18 protein-coding genes are annotated in these 17,929 nt (G+C 66.9%); 2 read left to right on the top strand and 16 right to left on the bottom strand.

Annotated features, from left to right (window positions below):
• Positions 1–17 precede the first annotated feature (17 nt).
• A complete protein-coding gene (locus GVV77_RS15620) occupies positions 18–1,385 on the top strand; it encodes an ABC transporter ATP-binding protein (protein ID WP_246199863.1) in 1,368 nt (455 codons plus the stop codon).
• 125 nt (positions 1,386–1,510) lie between these two features.
• The gene (locus tag GVV77_RS15615; protein WP_159619895.1) at positions 1,511–2,491 is read left to right on the top strand and encodes a hypothetical protein; all 981 of its coding nucleotides are present in this window, start codon (positions 1,511–1,513) and stop codon (positions 2,489–2,491) included.
• A gap of 38 nt (positions 2,492–2,529) precedes the next feature.
• Here the strand turns inward: GVV77_RS15615 and GVV77_RS15610 are convergent, their stop codons facing one another.
• The 16 genes from GVV77_RS15610 to GVV77_RS15535 all read right to left on the bottom strand — a co-directional run bounded on the left by GVV77_RS15610 (position 2,530) and on the right by GVV77_RS15535 (position 17,666).
• On the bottom strand, positions 2,530–4,503 hold the full coding sequence (locus GVV77_RS15610) for an NHL domain-containing thioredoxin family protein (protein ID WP_159619893.1): 1,974 nt from the start codon (positions 4,501–4,503) through the stop codon (positions 2,530–2,532).
• Positions 4,504–4,568: 65 nt separating this feature from the next.
• Positions 4,569–5,219 carry a recombination directionality factor gene (locus GVV77_RS15605; protein ID WP_159619891.1) on the bottom strand — a complete coding sequence of 217 codons (651 nt, stop codon included), beginning with the start codon at positions 5,217–5,219 and terminating at the stop codon, positions 4,569–4,571.
• Positions 5,216–5,479 carry a hypothetical protein gene (locus GVV77_RS15600; protein ID WP_159619889.1) on the bottom strand — a complete coding sequence of 88 codons (264 nt, stop codon included), beginning with the start codon at positions 5,477–5,479 and terminating at the stop codon, positions 5,216–5,218. The genes GVV77_RS15605 and GVV77_RS15600 overlap by 4 nt, the downstream gene beginning before the upstream one ends.
• 390 nt (positions 5,480–5,869) lie before the next feature.
• On the bottom strand, positions 5,870–6,913 hold the full coding sequence (locus GVV77_RS15595) for a hypothetical protein (RefSeq protein ID WP_159619887.1): 1,044 nt from the start codon (positions 6,911–6,913) through the stop codon (positions 5,870–5,872).
• A complete protein-coding gene (locus tag GVV77_RS15590; protein ID WP_159619885.1) occupies positions 6,894–7,469 on the bottom strand; it encodes a DUF6932 family protein in 576 nt (191 codons plus the stop codon). The genes GVV77_RS15595 and GVV77_RS15590 overlap by 20 nt, the downstream gene beginning before the upstream one ends.
• A gap of 117 nt (positions 7,470–7,586) precedes the next feature.
• Positions 7,587–9,365 (bottom strand): right-handed parallel beta-helix repeat-containing protein, encoded by a 1,779-nt coding sequence (locus GVV77_RS15585; RefSeq protein WP_159619883.1) that lies wholly within the window; start codon positions 9,363–9,365, stop codon positions 7,587–7,589.
• A gap of 232 nt (positions 9,366–9,597) precedes the next feature.
• Complete coding sequence (locus GVV77_RS15580) at positions 9,598–9,927, bottom strand: hypothetical protein (RefSeq protein ID WP_159619881.1); 330 nt, start codon at positions 9,925–9,927, stop codon at positions 9,598–9,600.
• Positions 9,924–10,283, bottom strand: a complete 360-nt coding sequence (locus GVV77_RS15575; RefSeq protein WP_159619879.1) for a hypothetical protein — start codon at positions 10,281–10,283, stop codon at positions 9,924–9,926. Before GVV77_RS15575 ends, GVV77_RS15580 begins: the two co-directional genes overlap by 4 nt.
• A 193-nt stretch (positions 10,284–10,476) precedes the next feature.
• Positions 10,477–11,118: a hypothetical protein gene (locus GVV77_RS15570; RefSeq protein WP_159619877.1), complete on the bottom strand. Its 642-nt coding sequence runs from the start codon at positions 11,116–11,118 to the stop codon at positions 10,477–10,479.
• Entirely contained in the window at positions 11,118–11,360 is a 243-nt protein-coding gene (locus tag GVV77_RS15565; RefSeq protein WP_159619875.1) for a hypothetical protein, read from the bottom strand. The genes GVV77_RS15570 and GVV77_RS15565 overlap by 1 nt, the downstream gene beginning before the upstream one ends.
• Entirely contained in the window at positions 11,357–12,040 is a 684-nt protein-coding gene (locus GVV77_RS15560; RefSeq protein ID WP_159619873.1) for a hypothetical protein, read from the bottom strand. The genes GVV77_RS15565 and GVV77_RS15560 overlap by 4 nt, the downstream gene beginning before the upstream one ends.
• Before the next feature lie 70 nt (positions 12,041–12,110).
• Entirely contained in the window at positions 12,111–12,248 is a 138-nt protein-coding gene (locus GVV77_RS15555; protein WP_159619871.1) for a hypothetical protein, read from the bottom strand.
• A gap of 1,177 nt (positions 12,249–13,425) precedes the next feature.
• Complete coding sequence (locus GVV77_RS15550; RefSeq protein ID WP_159619869.1) at positions 13,426–14,964, bottom strand: recombinase family protein; 1,539 nt, start codon at positions 14,962–14,964, stop codon at positions 13,426–13,428.
• Positions 14,965–14,997: 33 nt separating this feature from the next.
• Positions 14,998–15,141: a thioredoxin domain-containing protein gene (locus GVV77_RS15545; RefSeq protein WP_159619867.1), complete on the bottom strand. Its 144-nt coding sequence runs from the start codon at positions 15,139–15,141 to the stop codon at positions 14,998–15,000.
• Complete coding sequence (locus GVV77_RS15540) at positions 15,138–17,291, bottom strand: bifunctional copper resistance protein CopD/cytochrome c oxidase assembly protein (RefSeq protein WP_159619865.1); 2,154 nt, start codon at positions 17,289–17,291, stop codon at positions 15,138–15,140. The genes GVV77_RS15545 and GVV77_RS15540 overlap by 4 nt, the downstream gene beginning before the upstream one ends.
• A 96-nt stretch (positions 17,292–17,387) precedes the next feature.
• On the bottom strand, positions 17,388–17,666 hold the full coding sequence (locus GVV77_RS15535; RefSeq protein WP_120167571.1) for an HU family DNA-binding protein: 279 nt from the start codon (positions 17,664–17,666) through the stop codon (positions 17,388–17,390).
• Positions 17,667–17,929 lie beyond the last annotated feature (263 nt).

The following is a 17,929-nucleotide window of genomic DNA, read 5'->3' as shown; positions in this document are numbered from 1 at the left end:
GAAAAGGATTTCCTCCCATGGCTTCAATCACCCTCAACCACCTCGTCAAGAAGTACGGCGACGGGTTCCCCGCCGTCAACGACATCAGCATCGACATCGCCGACGGCGAGTTCATCATCCTCGTCGGCCCCTCCGGCTGCGGGAAGTCGACACTGCTGCGCATGATCGTCGGCCTCGAGGACATCACCGACGGCGACCTGCTGATCGACGGGAACCGGGTCAACGACAAGGCGCCCCGCGACCGCAACCTGGCGATGGTGTTCCAGAACTACGCCCTGTACCCGCACCTCACCGTCTACGAGAACATCGCCTTCCCGCTGCGGCTTGCCAAGGGCAAGCACAGCGAGGAGGAGGTCGATAAGCTGGTAAGCGAGGCGGCCGCGACGCTGGAGCTGACGGACCACCTGCAGCGGAAACCGGCAAACCTTTCCGGTGGCCAGCGCCAGCGCGTGGCGATGGGGCGGGCGATCGTCCGCCAGGCCGACGCGTTCCTCTTTGATGAGCCGCTGTCCAACCTTGACGCGAAGCTCCGCGGGCAGATGCGTGCGGAGATCTCGCAGATGCAGCGTCGGCTCGGAGTCACCTCCGTGTACGTCACGCACGACCAGACCGAGGCAATGACCCTCGGAGACCGCGTCGCCGTGCTCAAGAAGGGCGAACTGCAGCAGATCGCCTCGCCGCGGGAGCTTTACGAACAGCCCCGCAACCTGTTCGTGGCCGGGTTCATCGGCTCCCCGTCGATGAACTTCCTGCCCGCCACCGTCGAGGGCAACGTGCTGCGCACCGCGCTGGGAGACCTCGCCATCCCGGCGGAGAAGGCGGGGAAGGCGGCCGGCAAGAAGGTAGTGCTGGTGGGGGTGCGGCCTGAGTTCTTCGAGGACGCCAAGCTCGTCGAGGACTCCAAGCGGGGCCACGGCTCGACCTTCCATGCCGTTCTCTCCCACACCGAGTGGCTGGGCAACGAGCAGTACGGGTACATCAACTTCGACCCCGCACCCGAGGTCCGGGAACTGCTGAACAACCTGGCCAAGGAGATGGACGCCGACGAACTGCGGCCCCAGGTCGTCGTCACCCTCGACGCCGCCAGCCGCATCCGCGGCGGCCGGGAGGCGGAAATCTGGCTGGACACCCGCAAGCTGCACCTCTTTGACCCCGAAACCGGCGACAACCTCACCCGCGATGAGGCCGCCGGCGCGGCCCTGACCGAGGAGGCCAACCAGGAACGGGCCGAGGAGATCGCCAACGCCCAGGCCGGCGACGGGGACAGCACGGCTTCCGGCTTCTCCAGCCGCAACAACGACGGTGGTTCCCCGGCGGGGGCGCCCGCCGGCAGCAGCTCCCGTGGCGGCGCCACTGCGGCGGGCGGCAAGCACACCACCGGCTGAGCCGGACCGGCCCGGCCGCCAAACCATGAAAGGACGCCGCCCCGCCACCGGTGGGGCGGCGTCCTGCCGTCCGCAACCGCTTAACCGCCGCGGGGTCCTGCACCGGCAGCGGGTAACGTTGTAGCGTGCAGACCCCCCGCGTCGTCCGAGTCTTGGCAGCCTGGCTGCTGGCGCTCCTGCTGACGGTTGCGGGTTTTTTCGTGGCCGTGGTGGTGCTCAACGCCGGAGTGTACGGGCCGCAGCAGCAGGTGAGGGACTACCTTGCGGCGCTCAAGGAGGGGGACGGCGGCCTGGCCCTGGGCATCCTCAACGGGTCGGCGCCCACGGCCGATGCTGCACTGCTCGACGGACCGGCCCTGGCCCGCGGCGCGGCGGCGGTGGAGGACGTGCGGGTGCAGGACCCGGTGGAGACCACGAACGGGCATGTCGATGTGCCGGTGACCTACAGCATCGACGGAAGCGACCACACCACCCGGTTCCCCCTTAAGCAGACCGGGACGCAGTGGTTCTTCTTCTCGACCTGGGAGTTCGTTCCGTCCACCCTTCCCACCGTCGATTTCTCGGTTGCCAACCTCACCGAGGCCAAGCTGAATGGTGCCCGGGTGGCGCTGCCCGGGGGCAGCGGCCGTTTCGCGTCCCTGTACCCGGTGCGGGTCGAAGGGGGCTTCGAGGGCGAGTTCTTCACCGCGCCGGCGAAGGCCGTCGCGGTGACCGACCGGGCCGCGGCACCGAAGCTGGCGCTGCCGGCCGCGGCCACGGAGAAGCTCGTGGAGGCGGTGGACACCGAAATCCGGGCCTTCCTCGACGCCTGCGCTGCCCAGACCGTCTTCCAGCCCACCAACTGCCCGTTCAACTTCCAGACCAGCCAGCGGCTGGCCGGGGAGATCTCCTGGTCGATCACCGACTACCCGGCGGTCCGGATCGACCCGCACGACGGCGAGTGGGTCATCGCGCCCCTGGCCGGCTCGGCCACCCTGTCGACCCGGCTGCAGGACCTGTTCAGCGGCGCCATTTCCGACGTCACGGAGAAGCGCCCGTTCGAGTTCCTGGCCCGGCTGCGGATCGACGGATCGACGGTCACCGTCACCCCCGTGATCGAGTACTGAGTCCTCCGGCGGGCCGTCCGGCCCGCCGGAGGCCGCGCTCAGTTAACCCCGCGCAGGTCCAGCACCAGTTCGGCGTCACCGGCGGCGTCGAGCACCACCGGGATGCCCCAGTCCTGCTGGTACAGATGGCAGGCGGCGTGGTCCGGGATCGTCCCCCCCGGCTCGCCGTCGCACGCGGCGGCCCGGGCACTGATGTGGAGCACCCCTTCGCGGACCTCCTCCGAGAAGTGCAGTTCCCGGGTCAGTCCCGCCGAGGTTCCGGCCCCGGCCACCAGGAGGGTCTCGGGCGAGGCGGAGATCTTCAGCTGGGAAGGATCCCCCCACCGGTCGTCAAGCTTCTGCCCCTTGGGCGCGGCGAAGCGCACGGTGAGCGCCAGCGGCCCGCTGGAGACGGCGGTCTTGGGGCGCTGGCTCTGCGAGGCGCCCTCGTTGACGGCCAGGGCCTCCTTGGGGATGGGCAGCCGCACCAGCTGGTGCTTGTTGGACTCGACCACGATCAGCAGCGGCTCGCCCCCGTCAGGGGCGGGGTCGATGACGACGTCGGACGGTTCGGCCAGCCCGCGGGTGAGGGTGGAGACCGTCCCGGTCGCCGGGTCGTACCGGCGCACGGCACCGTTGTAGGTGTCGGCGATGGCCACCGAACCGTCAGGAAGGGCCGTGACGCCGAGGGGGTGCTGGAGGCGCGCCTGGCCGGCGTCGCCGTCCCGGAACCCGAAGTCGAACAGGCCGGTGCCGATGGGGGTGTCGACCGTGACCGCGGGCCGGCCGCCCGTCAGGCTGACGCTCAGCCTGCGCAGGGAGGAGGTTTCCGAGTCGGCCACCCAGAGGTTGCCGTCGCGGTCCTCGGCCAGCCCGGAGGACTGGGCGAACCAGGCGGTGGACCCGTCGCCGTCGAGCAGGCCTTCGAGGCCGGTGCCGGCGAGGATGTCAACGCTGGAGGTGTCCGGGTCGAAGGTGAAGATCTGGTGGGTGCCGGCCATCGCGATGACCACCCTGCCCAGGGCGCTTGAGTAGACGACGTCCCAGGGGGAGGACAGCGAGATGTTCAGGGCGTCGGTGCCGAGGTGGGCGTCGAGCAGCCGCGGCGTGTCGTCCTGGTCCGCTTCGGCCGCCGCGTGCTCCGGGCCCGGCTTGGTGTGGTTTCCGGAGTCGAGGAGCCGCTGCACGCCGTTCCCGGCCAGGGTGCGGACCGTCCCGTCGCTGAGGGAGACACCGCGGAGGCGGTGGTTGACGGTGTCGGCGACGACCACGTCGTAGCCGGCGCGCTCCGCGGCGTCCGCGGGCAGGAGGGCCAGGCCCTGCGGTTCGTTGAACTGGGCGGTCTCGGCGTCGCCGTCGGCGGCGCCCCTGGCGCCGGCGCCGATGACGCGGCGCACCGTCGTGAGGTCCGCTTCGAGTTCGACGAGGCGGTGGTGCCCGGTATCCGCGGCGAGGTAGGTCCCGCTGGCGGGCAGGGGCAGGAGCTTGCCCGGGAACTTCAGGGTGCCCGCGGTGCTTTCGGCCGGCACGTAGGGCCCGTCGCCGCGGTGCAGGGTTCCCTTGGCTGTGTGCTCCTCGACGAGTTCGCTGACGAGCGAGTCGAGGCCCGCCGCGTGCCCCTCACCGGAGAGGTGGGCGACGATGTAGCCCTCGGGGTCGATCACGACGAGGGTGGGCCAGGCACGGGCCGTGTAAGCCTGCCAGGTGAGCAGGTCCGGGTCGTCGAGGATCGGGTGGTGGATGTCGTAGCGCTCAACGGCCGCCGCCAGCGCCACCGGGTCGGCCTCATGCTCGAATTTCGGCGAGTGCACGCCGACCGTGACGAGGACGTCGGAGTACCGATCCTCGAGGGGCCGCAGCTCGTCGATGACGTGGAGGCAGTTGATGCAGCAGAAGGTCCAGAAGTCGAGGATCAAAATCTTCCCCCGAAGCGACTCTAACGTCAGATCTTTCCCACCCGTATTCAGCCAGGCACGGCCCCTCAGCTCTGAGGCACGAACTCGGTACGGGGTGCGGGATACGGTTGTCGTCATACTGCAATTCTCCGCCGCCCGCCCCCACGAGCGCCAATCGCGCTACGACGGGCGTAACGAGCCCTTCACGCTGCGCCCCGGATAATGAGGCTCGGCTTCACGTAGGAGACGAGCTGGCCCGCGCGGGGGCCGTTCTTCGCCGTGAACTCGACCGGCTCCAGCTTCAGGATCGCCTTCACCTTGCCGGACTCGGAGTCGGCGGCGTAGTCCTCGATCTCCTCCTCCGTCTTGTTGTAGACGAGGTCCGAGGCGAGGCTCCAGGAGCCCGTCTGGAACTTGAAGAGACCGAGCTCTTCCTCGCCGGCGATGCGGAAGTAGACCTCGATCTGCGGCTCGGCGCCGATGCCGTCGCGGGCCTTCGCCTTGCGCTCCTGGAAGGAGAGCGCGGCGTCGGGGTCCGGGGTGCCGTCGTCGAGGACCTGGCCGTCGCCGGACTGGACGAGCTTGCCGGCGCGGGACCAGAGGACCATCTTCTGCCGCAGCGACTTCGGGCCGTCGAGGATGATCTCGACCTCGCTCGTCGCGGTGAAGACTTCGAGGTTGTCCTCGCCCTTCGCTGCCCATTCCTGGGGCTTGTCTCCGCCGAGCAGGTCGTAGACCTTGTCGGCTACCTCGGGGTCGCCGGTCGTGATGCGCCACTCCTTCGACGCGACTGCGCGCCCGTCGAGCTGGCGGCCGGAGCGGAAGCGTCCGACGACGGGTGTCTCGCGCCTCATGCGGCGGCCGTCGCGGGGTAGGGCGGCTGCCAGCGGGTGTAGGAGCCGTCGGCGAACACGGAGAAGTAGGCGCCGGCCTCGCCTGGAATTGGGCGTAGCGTGTATTCGGCGGGGACGTCGTAGTAGGTCTCGTTAGCGGAGTCGGGCGTCCAGCGCGTGTAGGTGCCGTCTCGGGACACCGCAATGAACTCGCCCGGATCGTTGGGGACGGGGACGATGACAAACTCGGCGCCTTCGGCGAGGTCGGGAAGTACGAACATGGGTTTCGCTCCTTCATCTAGCGGCTTGATGATTTAAACCATACAGCTAAATTCGTGCGATGCAAGTATTTAATCCGTATTGCTAAACTCCGACCATGACGACTCAGAAGAAGCGTGGCCGCCCAGTGGTAGAACAACCACGGGACAAGGTAAGGAACGTGGCCTTTCGGCCGGACGAGGACGCCGAGCTGGAGGCCGCAGCAGGCGCCGATGGCCGGCCGGTGGCGACCTGGATAAGGGAGGCAGCTCTGGCCGCTGCCCGGCGCGGCGATCGGTTTGAAAGACCGTAGCCGCGGCGCGTGAGGCGTTGCGCGGGAGGCGCCAGGAGCCGATCTAAGGGCACAGAAAAGCCCCGATGAGCTCTGGGCTCTCCGGGGCTTTTCTGGTTAATCAAGGACCCTCTAAAGGTCCTTCTGACTGTATTGGGAGCATGTCCGTTTCGGCAGTGTCGTCGGCTTGTATCTGGATATCAGCCAGCGAACCGCTCCAAGGGCGAATGGTGCGAGCGACGATTGACCTTGTGATAGCCCGACCGGGCGACTGAGTAATGGTAATAGATGCATCGACCTCGACCAGGTCGTCAGGGTTCCACTCAGACCAAGGCCGGCCCTCAATATCAGTCACATCAATGCTGACGTTCCCGAACTCTGAATTGAGCAGATCCCATTTCTTTCCATGGCTGACGGTCTGCAATGCGCCGTGGATGACTATGGGCTCAGCGTCAAGCTTTCGGCCCGCAATCACCTTCTCTAGCCATAGTGCGTCTCTGGGGGTGAGGCTGCATTCCACCGTCTCATGTAAAGGCTGCGCCCAAGTCAAGTCAACGTTGAAGTTGCTGGCCGAAGTCGCTTGGGCAAACCCGCGAAGGGCGCTCGCCGCGCGCGGTCCAAGTTCTCGAATCTCCGAGCTGAACGCCGTCTCGTCGGCCCCTCCCTGATGTTCGCGTGCTGCCTGAAGTAAGCGGCTCAGCCTCTCAATGACGGCGTCCACGAGTTGTGTGTCCGATTCACTGAACACTTCGCCTTTACCTCGGAGTTCCTCGGACGGGGAAATCCTCGGTGACAAGTCAAGGATGAGAGACCCGGGACGAGGCGCTGCCCGCAAACCCAATGTGGTGTAGGTCGAAAGTTCCTTAGGCACGCGGCCTCTTACATTCTTGAAGCCCTTCAGTGCGGCGCCGATCGCGGTGATCAAGCGTTGCAGCGACAAGCCTAGGAGGGTGACATCGTCCAAGGCGGCCACATGCCCTGTGACTCCGGCGCCGGACAGGCGCAACGCGCCAACGGAAGGGGCGTCGCGAGTCAGGCTTTCCTGGCCTTGGTGCCTCTCGCGGCTGACCCGTCCAAGGTCTGCACTGGACAGGACCGGCTGATTGGGCGACTCCTTCGCGAGAAGCGCAAGGAATCCTTCGGGGCTAGTCGGTAGCGAAACCATCTAGTATCACCTCCACGTAACCTCGAACGGGAAAGGAATCTTCATCGACAAGAGGAGCGCTCCTGTCGATCTTCTCTCTTTGAAGCCAGTCATCCCAGTACCCGCGGGACCGTAGTTCTTCTCTCTCGCCGTCGGTGTCTGCCGAGTAGCTTGGCCGAGGACGCCAGGCGAATAGGTAGGAGTCAACCGCATAGCCGTTATCCTTGAGGATTCCAGATCCAGCGAAGACGGACACAGCCTGTTTCATCTCGTCGCTCAAGTTATCGTACGCCTTGCCTCTGACGATGTAGACGGCATCGACGTCGCCCGGGCGTTCCTTCTCCGACAGGAATGATCCCCCGATCCAAACCGCCGCAACAGGGACAATGGATCGAAGGGATCGTGTGGCTAGCTCAAAATGTTGCCAGACAATTTGTCTCTGCGTCTGCCCGAATTCCGGCTCAGGGCAGTATAGGGCGACGATTTCTTCCATAGTCCAGCGGTGTCGGCCCGGAGAGAGCCGCCTGCTTTCCCCGGCAATGCCGTCGTTCGAAATAGCATGGTCTACTTCGGTCATGCACTCCCCATATCCCCATATCCCCATTCATGCTCAATAAGCGAGCAGAGAATTAGAGCATACATGTGTGGGCCCAGTGCCCCGCCCCACGCGGAGGGCGGGGACTCCGGCGGCTCGCTATCCCGCGAAGGCCCGGCTGTAGCTGCCGTCGATCGGGTAGGAGGACGTGTCCGTCGTCGTCTTGGATCGAATGACGAGGTTGTTGATCGTCCCGTCGGGGCTGCCGACGCTTAGCGTGGCGACTCCGCCGGTGATCGCTGCGCCGTGGGAGGTGCCGTAATGGACGATGTTGCGGTCCGACCGGCAGACTTCCGGCAGTGTACCTACGATGGAATCGCCGGTCGCGCCAGTTGTCTGCTGGACCATTCCGCGCAGGTAGACCATACGGCCCTCAACCATGTACTGAGGTTTGAACGACGCGTTGGCCGCCCAGGGCGAGGACACCGTCAGGTCCGTCCATGGCAGGTGAGGGTGGGAATTGCCCTGGACCAAGGTTTTCAGCGGAGCGTAGCCGGAGAGGACAATCGGCTGGGCCGTGTACCCCCGGATTGTGTTCCCGAGGATATGCGCGTCGGCCAGGTTGGAGGCCAGCCCGTACAGGCTGATCCCCTCCCGCTCGTTTCCGTTGTAGGTGGCCCCGGCTCGGTCCACAATGTTGCCCTGCACTAGGCAGTCAATGGGCGAGGTCAGCCGGGTAGCGTTTCCGACCACCAGCGCGATAGCGCGCGGGCAGTTGACCACGGTATTTCCGATCACCTGGAACCGTTCCGCGCCGTGGCACTCGATCCCCTCCCACGGAATGTTCTTCACCATGTTGCCGATAACCCGGACATTCTTCGAGCGGGCCGCTACCGTGTTGGGCCAGTCCGTCGCCGCGATGCCGTAAACATTGACGACGCTTCCCTTCATCACGGCGTTAGTTACGGAGTTGTTTGCGACCGTCACGTTATCCACGGAGAGGAGCATCACGCCGGCGTAAAGGAAGTCATCCACGATGTTTTCGGAGACGATGGAGTCGCTCACCCACTCCAGCCGCACGCCGTCAGCCTGGCTGCCCCTCATGGTGCAGTTGACGACGTTGACGTTCCGCAGCGGCGCGGCCTGCGTCCCGAGCGCGTACACGAAGGTACTAGGGGCCGCCGCGTTGTAAAGGGTCGCCGCCGTACCGGGGCCGGTAATATCCAAACCGTCCAGGGTGACCGAGCCAGAACTGATCCTGAACCCGTACCGGCTAGCGTCGGCCGGCATCGTGAATCGCCCGCCGATGATGCGGCAGGGCTTCGAGACATTCACAGTGGCGGTGAGTTCAATCGGTGCTGAGCCGACCCGGATTGTTCCGCCGACCGCGACGGCCTCCTGGAGCTCCTCCAGGGTCCGGACCTCGACGACCCGGTTCGAGACCTGGCTCTCCAGCTCGGTCGCCGTCGCGTAGTCGCGGCTGTCGAGCTCCGCGTCGACGAAGGTATCCAGCGCGGCGCGGGTCTGCGTGTCGGTCCCGTTTATGGCCGTGCTGATCGCGCTATCGGCGGGCGCGTCGACGAGGGCCGCTGCGGCTTCGGCAGCGGCAGCGGAGGCCGCTGCGTCTGCGGCGATGCCCTGGACGCCGGCGAGGGCCTCGACGGCGACGTTCTTCAGTCCCTCGTAGGAAGTGAAGAAGCCCTCGAAGCCTCCGCCAGCCCAGGCGACGCGATCGAGGGTCTCGTGCATGAAAGCCTCGCCAAAGCCGTTTTCGTTCACAGGGACCGGGTTAGGCAGCGGAGTCCCGTCCGGGGTCGTGATCTCGATAGGCGTCTGGGTGGGGTCGCCGGGCGCGAAGATGGTTATCCCTCCGTTGCGGGCGACGTTGCCCGGGTCGGACGGGTCGGCGGCGAAGATCTGGTCGTATGTGAAGGCCATGGAGGATTCCTATTCGTTCGGGCTGGAAGATGTGGGGGTGAGGGCCGCCGCGGCGGCGAGGCGTTCTTCGCGGCGCCTGATGCGCCCGTTGAGCTTTGTGCAGCGTCGGCAGATGCTCTTTCCGGGTCGCTTCCGGAACTGGGAAGCCAGCCGAGGGCCGCATTGAACGCACTGCTTCATTGGTCTTGGGGTCCCGTAAACGACAATCATCGGGCTCTCCTGTCGAGGTTGTTCAGAATGGGGGAGGGTCCTCGTCGAGGTACTCGCGAGGGTGTGCGAAGGCGGTCACGAAGTGATTGATGCCGGCGAGGCGCTCGTCAATCTCGGCGCGCTTCAGGCCCGGAACGGCGGCAAGGAGGCACTGGTACGCGCTCTTCGCGACGCTTCGGGTGTGGCGTGGTGCAGCGTCCTCGGCGTACGCCAGGGCGGCGGCCCAAGCGTCCGCCGGTGACCAGTCGGAGGGCGGCGACTGCGGCGACCAGTCGGGAAGGCGGCCGCTGACGGAGAAAGGCCGCAGGAGGAGCTCGGTGTCCGCCAGTCGGACGCTGTCTGGACGTCTCACTTTGCCGAGTAGCGTGCTCGGGCCGCCTCCCGGCCGCGCTGTGAGTTGGTCTTCGCGCCGGCGGAGACCGGGACGAGGCGAGCGAGGATTGACGCGGCCGAAGTGCGGGCGAGCCTTGCTTCGATCACACCTGGATTAACAACGAGCTGTTTCGTCGAGCCAAGGACCAAGAGGCCCGCCCCCTGCGCCGCTTCGTCGAGCTTCTCGGCGATCGAGATCAGGGCAGCGGCCTGTTCGAGGCCTGCCAGTTCGGCGCCGGAGAGGTCCGGGCGCTGCTCCACGACGTTGAGGAAGGCGTCGCGGGCGCCAGCGGTCCAGTCCTCCGGAATATCCCAATCGGGGGGTGCTTCGGTCACGGAAGCTCCTTCCTGGAGCGTGTAAATGGGGCGGTGGGCCCGTGCTTCTAAAAATGGGAGCCTGCCGGCTGGCAGGGGCGATTGGATTGCCGGACCGAGGAAGCAGGCACCGCCGGGGAGGGGGTCAGGGGCCAGGGGGGGGTAGTGACGAGCGGCGGCACCGACGCGCGGTTCGGCACCGCCACTCATACACTCACGCGACGGACTGAGCCGTCCAACCTGCACACGAGGCCTCGGCGCGCGGGCGCTTGGGCTTTCGTGTGGGCCGGCGTGCCAGATCCTCAGCGCCGATCACGATCCTTGGCTTCCGCACGACTGCTCCACCCTTGCGGGAGCAGAAGCGCACGGCCGGACGGCGGGAGGCCGCCGGGAGCCACGCCCCGCAACCGGCACATGCAATCACATAGGAGACCGAAGAGGGCACACCCGACGGGATGGGCGCGGGAGCGCTATCCCGCTTGGGCGCCGACAGGACCGGGAAGTCCTGCCCTGCCGGGTTCGCTTCGTAGGCATCGACGCGGGCGCGGTCCTCCTCAGTCAGCGCCAGGTAGGCCCGGACCCTGGCGGGTGGGTCATGCGCGATGCCCGACAGAATGTCTGGCGTGGCCTCCTTGGCGAAAAGCTCCCTTACATGCGCGTGCCTCTCGTCGTGCGAGAGGCCCACCCACTGTTCCGCCGAGTAGGGGCGGCGGAGACGGACGGGGCAGACCGCCGCGTTGGCGTCCTCCGTGAACCGGCCTAAGGTGGCGAGCTGCCGCCGCACGGCGGCGCCTATCAGCCGGCGGGCCGCCCGCTGCGGCGAGGTCGCACGCGCTGGGGCCAAGGTCTCGTCCATCAGTTGCCCCGCCGGACTCGGAGGGCTACTGCGCGCGCTTCGGCCCCGGCGTCGAGCACCTGGACCTGCCGCGCGTGCTGGGCGCGGACAGCGGCCCAAAGAGCCTCAGGTTCGACTCCCTGGGAGGCGGCGTCGCGGGCGATCACTGCCTGAGTGCGAGGACTCACGTCACCGAGGGATTCGGGCACCGGCATCGCCGAGAGCGTGTCAGCTACGAGGTTCCGAACACGTTCGCTACTCATGCCTGCCCCCTCTGTTCGCGGCGGCTGCGCTGACGGGTCAACTCGGCGACGCAGGAGTTATGCGCGTCTATGGCCTTCTGTGCCTCGGCGGCGTAATCCGGCACGTCCTCGCCGTCGGCAACAAGCTCCAGTGCTCGGCGGTCGAGACGGTCGATGTAGGCGCCCATGAACTGTTCGGTCTCGGTCCGCTTACTGCGGGGGTTGAGGACCTGCACGTCCCAGGGTGCGCCCGGCGCGCCGGCGTAGTGCACGGCCCGATCACGGTCGACCATGGCCGTCTGGAGCAGTGTCCATGCAGCCCGGACAACCTCGTGCTGAATGAGGGCCTGACGGGCGGCCAGCTTACGCCGGTCTTCGGCGGAACTGGCGCGCATGAGTTCGGTCAGCCGCTTGGTCGCGCGCTCGCGGGCTTTGTCTGCCCGCTGATAGGCGGCTTCAGCCTCGCGGGTACGCCTCATGGCGGCCTCGTAATCCTCGGTCGCGACATCATCCTTCTTCACGTACTGGCGATCGGCAGGGCCGGAGCCGATCCAGTGCCCGAGAGGAGACGAGACCCTTCGAGCGGCGCTCATTTCCCGCGCAGCCTCGGCTACGGCTGAGGTCGTCGAGTCGATATCCGCGACTGCCTCAGCGGCGCCGGGTGTGGCGTCGAGGAGCCATTGTGGGTAGTCGGTGTTCATCGTGGGCCTTTCAGTTGAGGGGTGTTGGGTTGCGCCGAAGCGCGTCACGCGACGAGACGGGGTGAGGGCGCTACTCGACGACGAGCGCCCGGCGGCGTGAGCCAAGTGAGACGACGGAGTAGTCGGCGGTGAGTAGGCCATAAAAGCTCGTCCGGCCGAGCCTCATCGCTGGGTGGCGGTCCTCGCGCAGCTTGGATGAGTTCCGCACGGCGACGCACCAGGCGTCCCAAACGCTGCCGAGCTCGTGACGACCGGAGGGTAAGCCTGAAATCCAGTGGGCAAGGATGGGCCGACAGGCGGCGAGGTCGGACTGGCGGGCGCGGGCTTCACGCTCGGCGCGAGTCGCTGCACTCGTGTGAACAGTTACAGGCATAATTCGGCGGACCTTTCATCGGGAGGGGGGCGGTGCCCGTTTTCGCGCGCCAGGAGCGCGCCGGAAGGGCAAGCGGTGACATTTCAGTGACGAAGTGACAGTTCTAGCGTCACTTTCGTATCCGTACTTAAGAGAGAGAGCTACTAGAGAGGAGATACAGAAGTGACGAAAGAACTGTCACTCCGTCACTCCGGCGTGTGTTGAGCCCGGCGCACCGGGCTACGCCGCCAGAAGCCTCTCGGCGTCTCGGCGTAAGGCGGCGATAGCCGTCTCGTCGCCGTCCCGAATCATTGCTGCGCGGCTGAGTAGCTCCGTGACGGTTTTCCGGCGCGAGTCGGCCGCCTCGCGATGTGCCCTGGCGCGATGAGCATCGGAACAATAGCGGGCGTCGCTCCTGCTTGCTTCGAAGACGCTGCCGCAGAGGGCGCACCTCGTACTGAGTCCGGCCATCGGCCTCTCCTTCCGTTCGTTCGGATCGTGGGCAAAATAAAAGCGCCCACCGGTCAACGGTGAGCGCTCGGAATAGGTGGGGCAGGCTCATTTCCCTATCGAGAAATGAGCCTCCCAAATGCCCCTTCGGGATGAGTTTCAATCAGTAGCACCGGGACTCTGCGCGAGCATGAGGTGGGGCGCGTGTCGCCGGCACTAAGGATTTGTCTTCTCCCCTAATAGAGGAGAGGGCCGCGGTTACGCCGAACGCTTGTTGGTGCGTTCCGCGTGGGCCTTGGCGGCGCACCCCCGGCAGTAGCGCCGAAGCCCGTCCGGCTCGCGCTGGTCCCGTGAGAAGGCAGCGAGCGGCTTATCCAAGGCACATCTTGAGCAGGACTTACCCGAACGCCGAAGCCGGTACGCTCGGCGTGCGAGCACTTGCTGCGCCAGAAATGCAGCGTCCTCCGCAGTGGCTCCGTATCGAAGGGCAACAGCATTGATTCGCTGGGCGTGTGTGGGTGCAGCCGTCATGCCTTAGGAGAGGGCCAGTAGACAGCTAGCTACTCGGATGTAGCGGCCCAGACTAGTCAATCCAGGCAATTGAGACGCGACTCGACGGGTCAAATCTGACACCGCGGCCAGAAGCCCGGCTCACGCGCACCTCGCGAATTGCAAGGGTGAGGAGATCCCGACGGTCCTGGCCTGGGAGCGCCTCCCAGGCCTCCGCTGACTCGACGAGGTCGAGCAGCGGCGACACGTCAACCTCGGGCCTAGGCAGGGCACCCAAGGCCTCACCGGCACGCTTCAGGAGGGTCCGAAGGCGGCTGATCTCGGCAGCGGCCTCCTCCTCCGTCAGGACGCCGGAGACGGCGAGGCGCCGCGCGCGCGCGAGGTCAGCCTCGACGGCGTCGACGGCACTCTGAGCCTCAGCCCGCTCAGCGGCGCTTGTAGGGTCGACATGTACGGCCCACCGCTCCGCAATGCGATCCAGGCGTCCGTCGCCGGGCTCAAGGGCAGCAAGGTAGCTCAAGAACCGACGGGCGACATATTCGTCCACGCCGACGCGTGGAGCGGTGAATGGAGAGTCGCAGTCGAGGCCCCGGGCCATGGCGGCGCAGCGGTAGGAGCCGCCATTGCTGGAGCTTGAAGCAGAGGACCGGGAGCCGCAGGCATCGCACCGCAGCAGCCCTCCGGTGATCGTCGAGCTCCCCTTCCGCCCGCGCACCACGCCTCGCTCGTACTCGCTGCTCCGCGAGGCGAGTGTGGCAAGGATCAGCGATCTCTCGGTGGGACTGATAATGCCCTCCCCCACGCTGACCGGTTGGCGGCTGTCGGGGTCCAAGTAGACGTCAGCGATCGCAGGCCAAGCGCCGGAGGCAGAGCGACGTCGGACTGACTGAAGCCCGGCAAAGGCTGGTGAACGGAGGAGTGCGGAAAGGGAACCAACGGTCCAGGTTCCTCCCTTCGGTGAAGGAATCCCCTGTTTCTGCAGCTCCCGAGCCAAGGCCCATAGTGATCTTCCCGCGAGGGCCTGCTCTGCGATGAATCGAGCCGTAGGGGCCGTCACCGGATCAGGAGCGACCTTGCCGTCGGCGATCATAAGCCCGTAGGGCGGGCTACCTCCCAGCCAGGATCCCTCTGCCCGTCGCGAGGCCTTGGTCCGAAGGACTCGCTTGGCGGTGTTCTCAGCCTCCTCTCGGGCGATTTCCCCTCGAATGATCGTGACGAGGCGCTGCCGTTCATCGCTGGTGTCGGTGCCGTCTAGCCCTAGTATGCGGCGACCGGTTGCAGCATGTTTAGTCAGTAGTGCGGCGAGCGTGTCCGCGCCTCTTCGGTCGGCCCGATCCAAACTCCAGACGATCAAGGTGTGAAACCGCTCGCCGGAATCGAGGTCGTGCAGGGCGCGCTTCCATTCTGGGCGAGCCTTCGCCGACCGCCGGGACGCGCCTGTCCCCTCACGCTCCAAGTACACCTCTACTACTGAGAGGCCGAGGCTCGCCGCGAGTCGACGACAGTCAGTTTCCTGCTCCTGGAGCGACTGGTTCTTGCCGAGATCCTGTCTGGAGGAGCGCCGGACATAGATGGAGGCGGCAGTCGCGGGGCCGACGGGGATTTCGTTCATGCCGCCACTGTAGCCGGGAGTTAGTCTTTTCTGTCAGGACTCGCAGAAATCGAGCAGGACGATCTTGCCGCGCAGGTCCGCAAGGCGCAGCTGCCTGCCTCCGGTGTTGAGCCAGTTGCGGCCGGCCAGTTCCGAGGCCCGCACGCGGTAGGAAGTACGGATCGGGGTTTCGGTCATTCAGTGGCTCCTGGCGTCGGTCGGGATGCGGGGCTGGGCGAGGTGGGAGTGGAGGTGCCGGCGGCACGGCCGCCCGTATCACGCGCCGCGAGGTCGGCGAACATACTGTTATAAGCGGCGAGGTCGGCGTCGTTATTCCGGTCAGCCGCCCGGTCCTTGCGCCGGGTGTCGCGCGCGTCGGTCCGTGACCACATGATCGCGACGCCGATGGCCAGCAGCAGCGTCGGCACCTCCCCAATGCCCCAGGTCACTGCGCCGCCGATCGCTTGGTCCTCGAGGGCCGAGGGGCCCCACTCCCGGCCCATGCTGCCGAACCACGACGCCTGGAGCAGCGAGTCCGAGCCCGTGAGCGCGACGCCGAAGAAGGCGTGGAAGGCCATCGTGGCGAACAGGAGCAGCAGGCGCAGCGGGAAGGGCGCCCGCCGGGGCAGGGGGTCGGTGCCCACCATCGTCAGGACGAAGATGTATCCGGTGATGAGGAAGTGGGTGATCATCAGCTCGTGGCCGACGTGCTCGCGCAGGGCGAATCCGAACAGCGGCGAGTAGTAGAAGATCACAATTGACCCGGCGAAGTTCGCGGCGGCGAACAGCGGGTGGGTGACCAGCTGCGAGAAGCGCGAGTGGATCAGCACGAGGATCCACTCCCGGATGCCCCGGCTGCCGTCCCCGCGCGGGGTCAGGGCCTTCAGGGCCAAGGTGACCGGCGACCCGAGCACCAGGAACAGCGGAACCACCATGGTGAGGGCCATGTGGTCGACCATGTGGGCGCTGAAGAGCACCATGCCGTAGACGGCCGGCGCGCCGGAGGTGAAGTAGGTCAGGAGGAGAAGGCCCATCAGCCAGCAGGCGAGCCGCAGCGCCGGCCACCGGTCCCCGCGGCGTCGCAGCTTGGCCATCCCGAGGACGTAGGCCGTGGCGAGGGTGAGGGCGACGGCGATCCACAGCCAGTCCGGCCTCCACTCGGTGAACCAGCGGGCCACCGTCGGGGCGGGCGGCAGGTCGTATCCGGTGAGGATGCGTGCCGGTGAGGCGTTGGGCTCGAGTTCCTCGCCGCGGGGCGGGGCGGTCCGGCCCAGGGCCGCGGCCACGCCGGACACCGCCGCCATGATGAGCAGTTCGACGGTGACCAGCTGCCACAGCACCCGGCGTGCGCTCAGCCGCGACCCCGCCGAACCCGTCCGGTCCTCGAGCTGCGGGATGACCCACTGCCGGTGCATCCAGCCGACGCCCCCGAGCAGGAGCGTGGCGACCGCCTTGAAGGTGACGAGCAGCCCCCACTGCGAGCTCAGCTGGGACAGTTCGGTGATGCGCAGGCTGGCGTTGACGATCCCGGAGAGGAACACCAGGGCGAAGGCGAACCCGGCCAGCGCCGAGAACCGCTTGAGGACCGGCAGGGTGGAGCCGCCGAGGCGCCCGCCGACGACGGCAAGGACGATGATGCCGCCGAACCACAGGCACACCCCGACGAGGTGCAGGGCGATGGAGTTCACCGCCGCGTTGTGGTCGTCGCCGCTGGCCGCGTGTCCGACGAGCGCCGCCGGAAGCAGCCCGAGCAGCGCCAGGACGGTGGCCACCCCGAGCCCCGCGGAGGAGCGCACGCCGAAGGTCAGCGTTGCCACCACCGCGGCGACAATGGTGGTGACGGTCCAGGCCCGGCCGGCCGCGAAATCGGTGATGAAGGAGCCAAGGCCCTGCGTGAAGGTCTCTCCCGAGCTCAGCGGGAGCCCCGCGGCGTCCGAGTAGGTGAACACGAGCACCCCAAGGGCGCCGAGGGTCCACAGCACCGCCGCGGCCGAGGCGAGCGCCAGTGCCCGGGTGAACGCGGGATGCTCGGCCCGTGCGGCGCCGGTGCGGCCGGGACGGCCGCCGCCGACGGTCCGGGGCAGGATCACGACGGCGAAGACGAGGGCACCGATGGTTCCGGCGGCTCCAAGGTTGTTCGCCGCCTTGGCGAAGGGAAGCCCCCAGCGGGTCAGCGCGCCGGGGTCGCCCAGCTGGCGGGCCGCGGCGGCGCCGGAGAACAGCAGCGCGGCCAGCAGGGCCAGGACGACGAGGACTCCGGCCGCAGCAAGGAAGCCCGGGCCGGTCCCGCTCTTCGTGCGCTCCGCGCTCGTCCGGGGGCCCTTCGCAAGTGTTGACACGTGTTCCATTGTCTACCCCCGGTAGAACAAGGGCCAATCGCGGGCCCGGTTAAAGCGGAAAGGACCGCTGCCGATGGTCGGCAGCGGTCCTGAATCCTGCGGAGGTTACTTGGCGGAGGCCTTCAGCTTCGAACCCGCGGTCAGCTTGACGCCGTGGCCGGCAGCAATCTGGATGGTTTCGCCGGTCTGGGGGTTGCGGCCGGTGCGGGCGGCGCGGCTCGTGCGCTCTACGGCGAGCCAGCCCGGGATGCTGATCTTCTCGTCCTTAGCAACGGACTCTGCGAAGACGTCGAACAGGGCGTCAAGCACGCTGTTGACTGCAGCCTGGCTGGTGTCAGCCTTGGCAGCTACCTCGGCAACAAGTTCACTACGGTTTTTAGCCAATTTAGGTCCTCCTGGACATGGTTATTGAAACGAGCTTTCGGGGTATTCGGAAAGCCCCTGTCGGAAAACTTACCAGCTTGGGCGGAAAAAACCCTGAACTGCGCCGCTCCTGCGCCTTTATCGGGCGCAATTAGGTGCCATTTGGGCCCCGAACGGCCCCCGCGGGGACCCACAGGGCTTTCGGAGGGCGCCCGCCCTGCCGGAGGCCCTGCTGGCAATCCCGGCCCCGAACGCAGGAGAAGCCGGCGGCCAAGGGCCGCCGG

This window comes from Arthrobacter zhaoguopingii (assembly GCF_009828605.1).
GTDB classification, from domain to species: Bacteria; Actinomycetota; Actinomycetes; order Actinomycetales; family Micrococcaceae; genus Arthrobacter_D; species Arthrobacter_D zhaoguopingii.
The sequence above is the reverse complement of the archived record's forward strand: the minus strand, read 5'-3'. Positions and strand labels throughout refer to the sequence as shown.

Excerpts from the sequence above, each read along its gene's own strand:
- GVV77_RS15620 (WP_246199863.1), top strand. The coding sequence starts at position 18 with ATGGCTTCAATCACCCTCAACCACCTCGTCAAGAAGTACGGCGACGGG.
- GVV77_RS15610 (WP_159619893.1), bottom strand. The coding sequence starts at position 4,503 with ATGACGACAACCGTATCCCGCACCCCGTACCGAGTTCGTGCCTCAGAG.
- GVV77_RS15605 (WP_159619891.1), bottom strand. The coding sequence starts at position 5,219 with ATGAGGCGCGAGACACCCGTCGTCGGACGCTTCCGCTCCGGCCGCCAG.
- GVV77_RS15600 (WP_159619889.1), bottom strand. The coding sequence starts at position 5,479 with ATGTTCGTACTTCCCGACCTCGCCGAAGGCGCCGAGTTTGTCATCGTC.
- GVV77_RS15595 (WP_159619887.1), bottom strand. The coding sequence starts at position 6,913 with ATGGTTTCGCTACCGACTAGCCCCGAAGGATTCCTTGCGCTTCTCGCG.
- GVV77_RS15590 (WP_159619885.1), bottom strand. The coding sequence starts at position 7,469 with ATGACCGAAGTAGACCATGCTATTTCGAACGACGGCATTGCCGGGGAA.
- GVV77_RS15585 (WP_159619883.1), bottom strand. The coding sequence starts at position 9,365 with ATGGCCTTCACATACGACCAGATCTTCGCCGCCGACCCGTCCGACCCG.
- GVV77_RS15570 (WP_159619877.1), bottom strand. The coding sequence starts at position 11,118 with ATGGACGAGACCTTGGCCCCAGCGCGTGCGACCTCGCCGCAGCGGGCG.
- GVV77_RS15565 (WP_159619875.1), bottom strand. The coding sequence starts at position 11,360 with ATGAGTAGCGAACGTGTTCGGAACCTCGTAGCTGACACGCTCTCGGCG.
- GVV77_RS15560 (WP_159619873.1), bottom strand. The coding sequence starts at position 12,040 with ATGAACACCGACTACCCACAATGGCTCCTCGACGCCACACCCGGCGCC.
- GVV77_RS15550 (WP_159619869.1), bottom strand. The coding sequence starts at position 14,964 with ATGAACGAAATCCCCGTCGGCCCCGCGACTGCCGCCTCCATCTATGTC.
- GVV77_RS15545 (WP_159619867.1), bottom strand. The coding sequence starts at position 15,141 with ATGACCGAAACCCCGATCCGTACTTCCTACCGCGTGCGGGCCTCGGAA.
- GVV77_RS15540 (WP_159619865.1), bottom strand. The coding sequence starts at position 17,291 with ATGGAACACGTGTCAACACTTGCGAAGGGCCCCCGGACGAGCGCGGAG.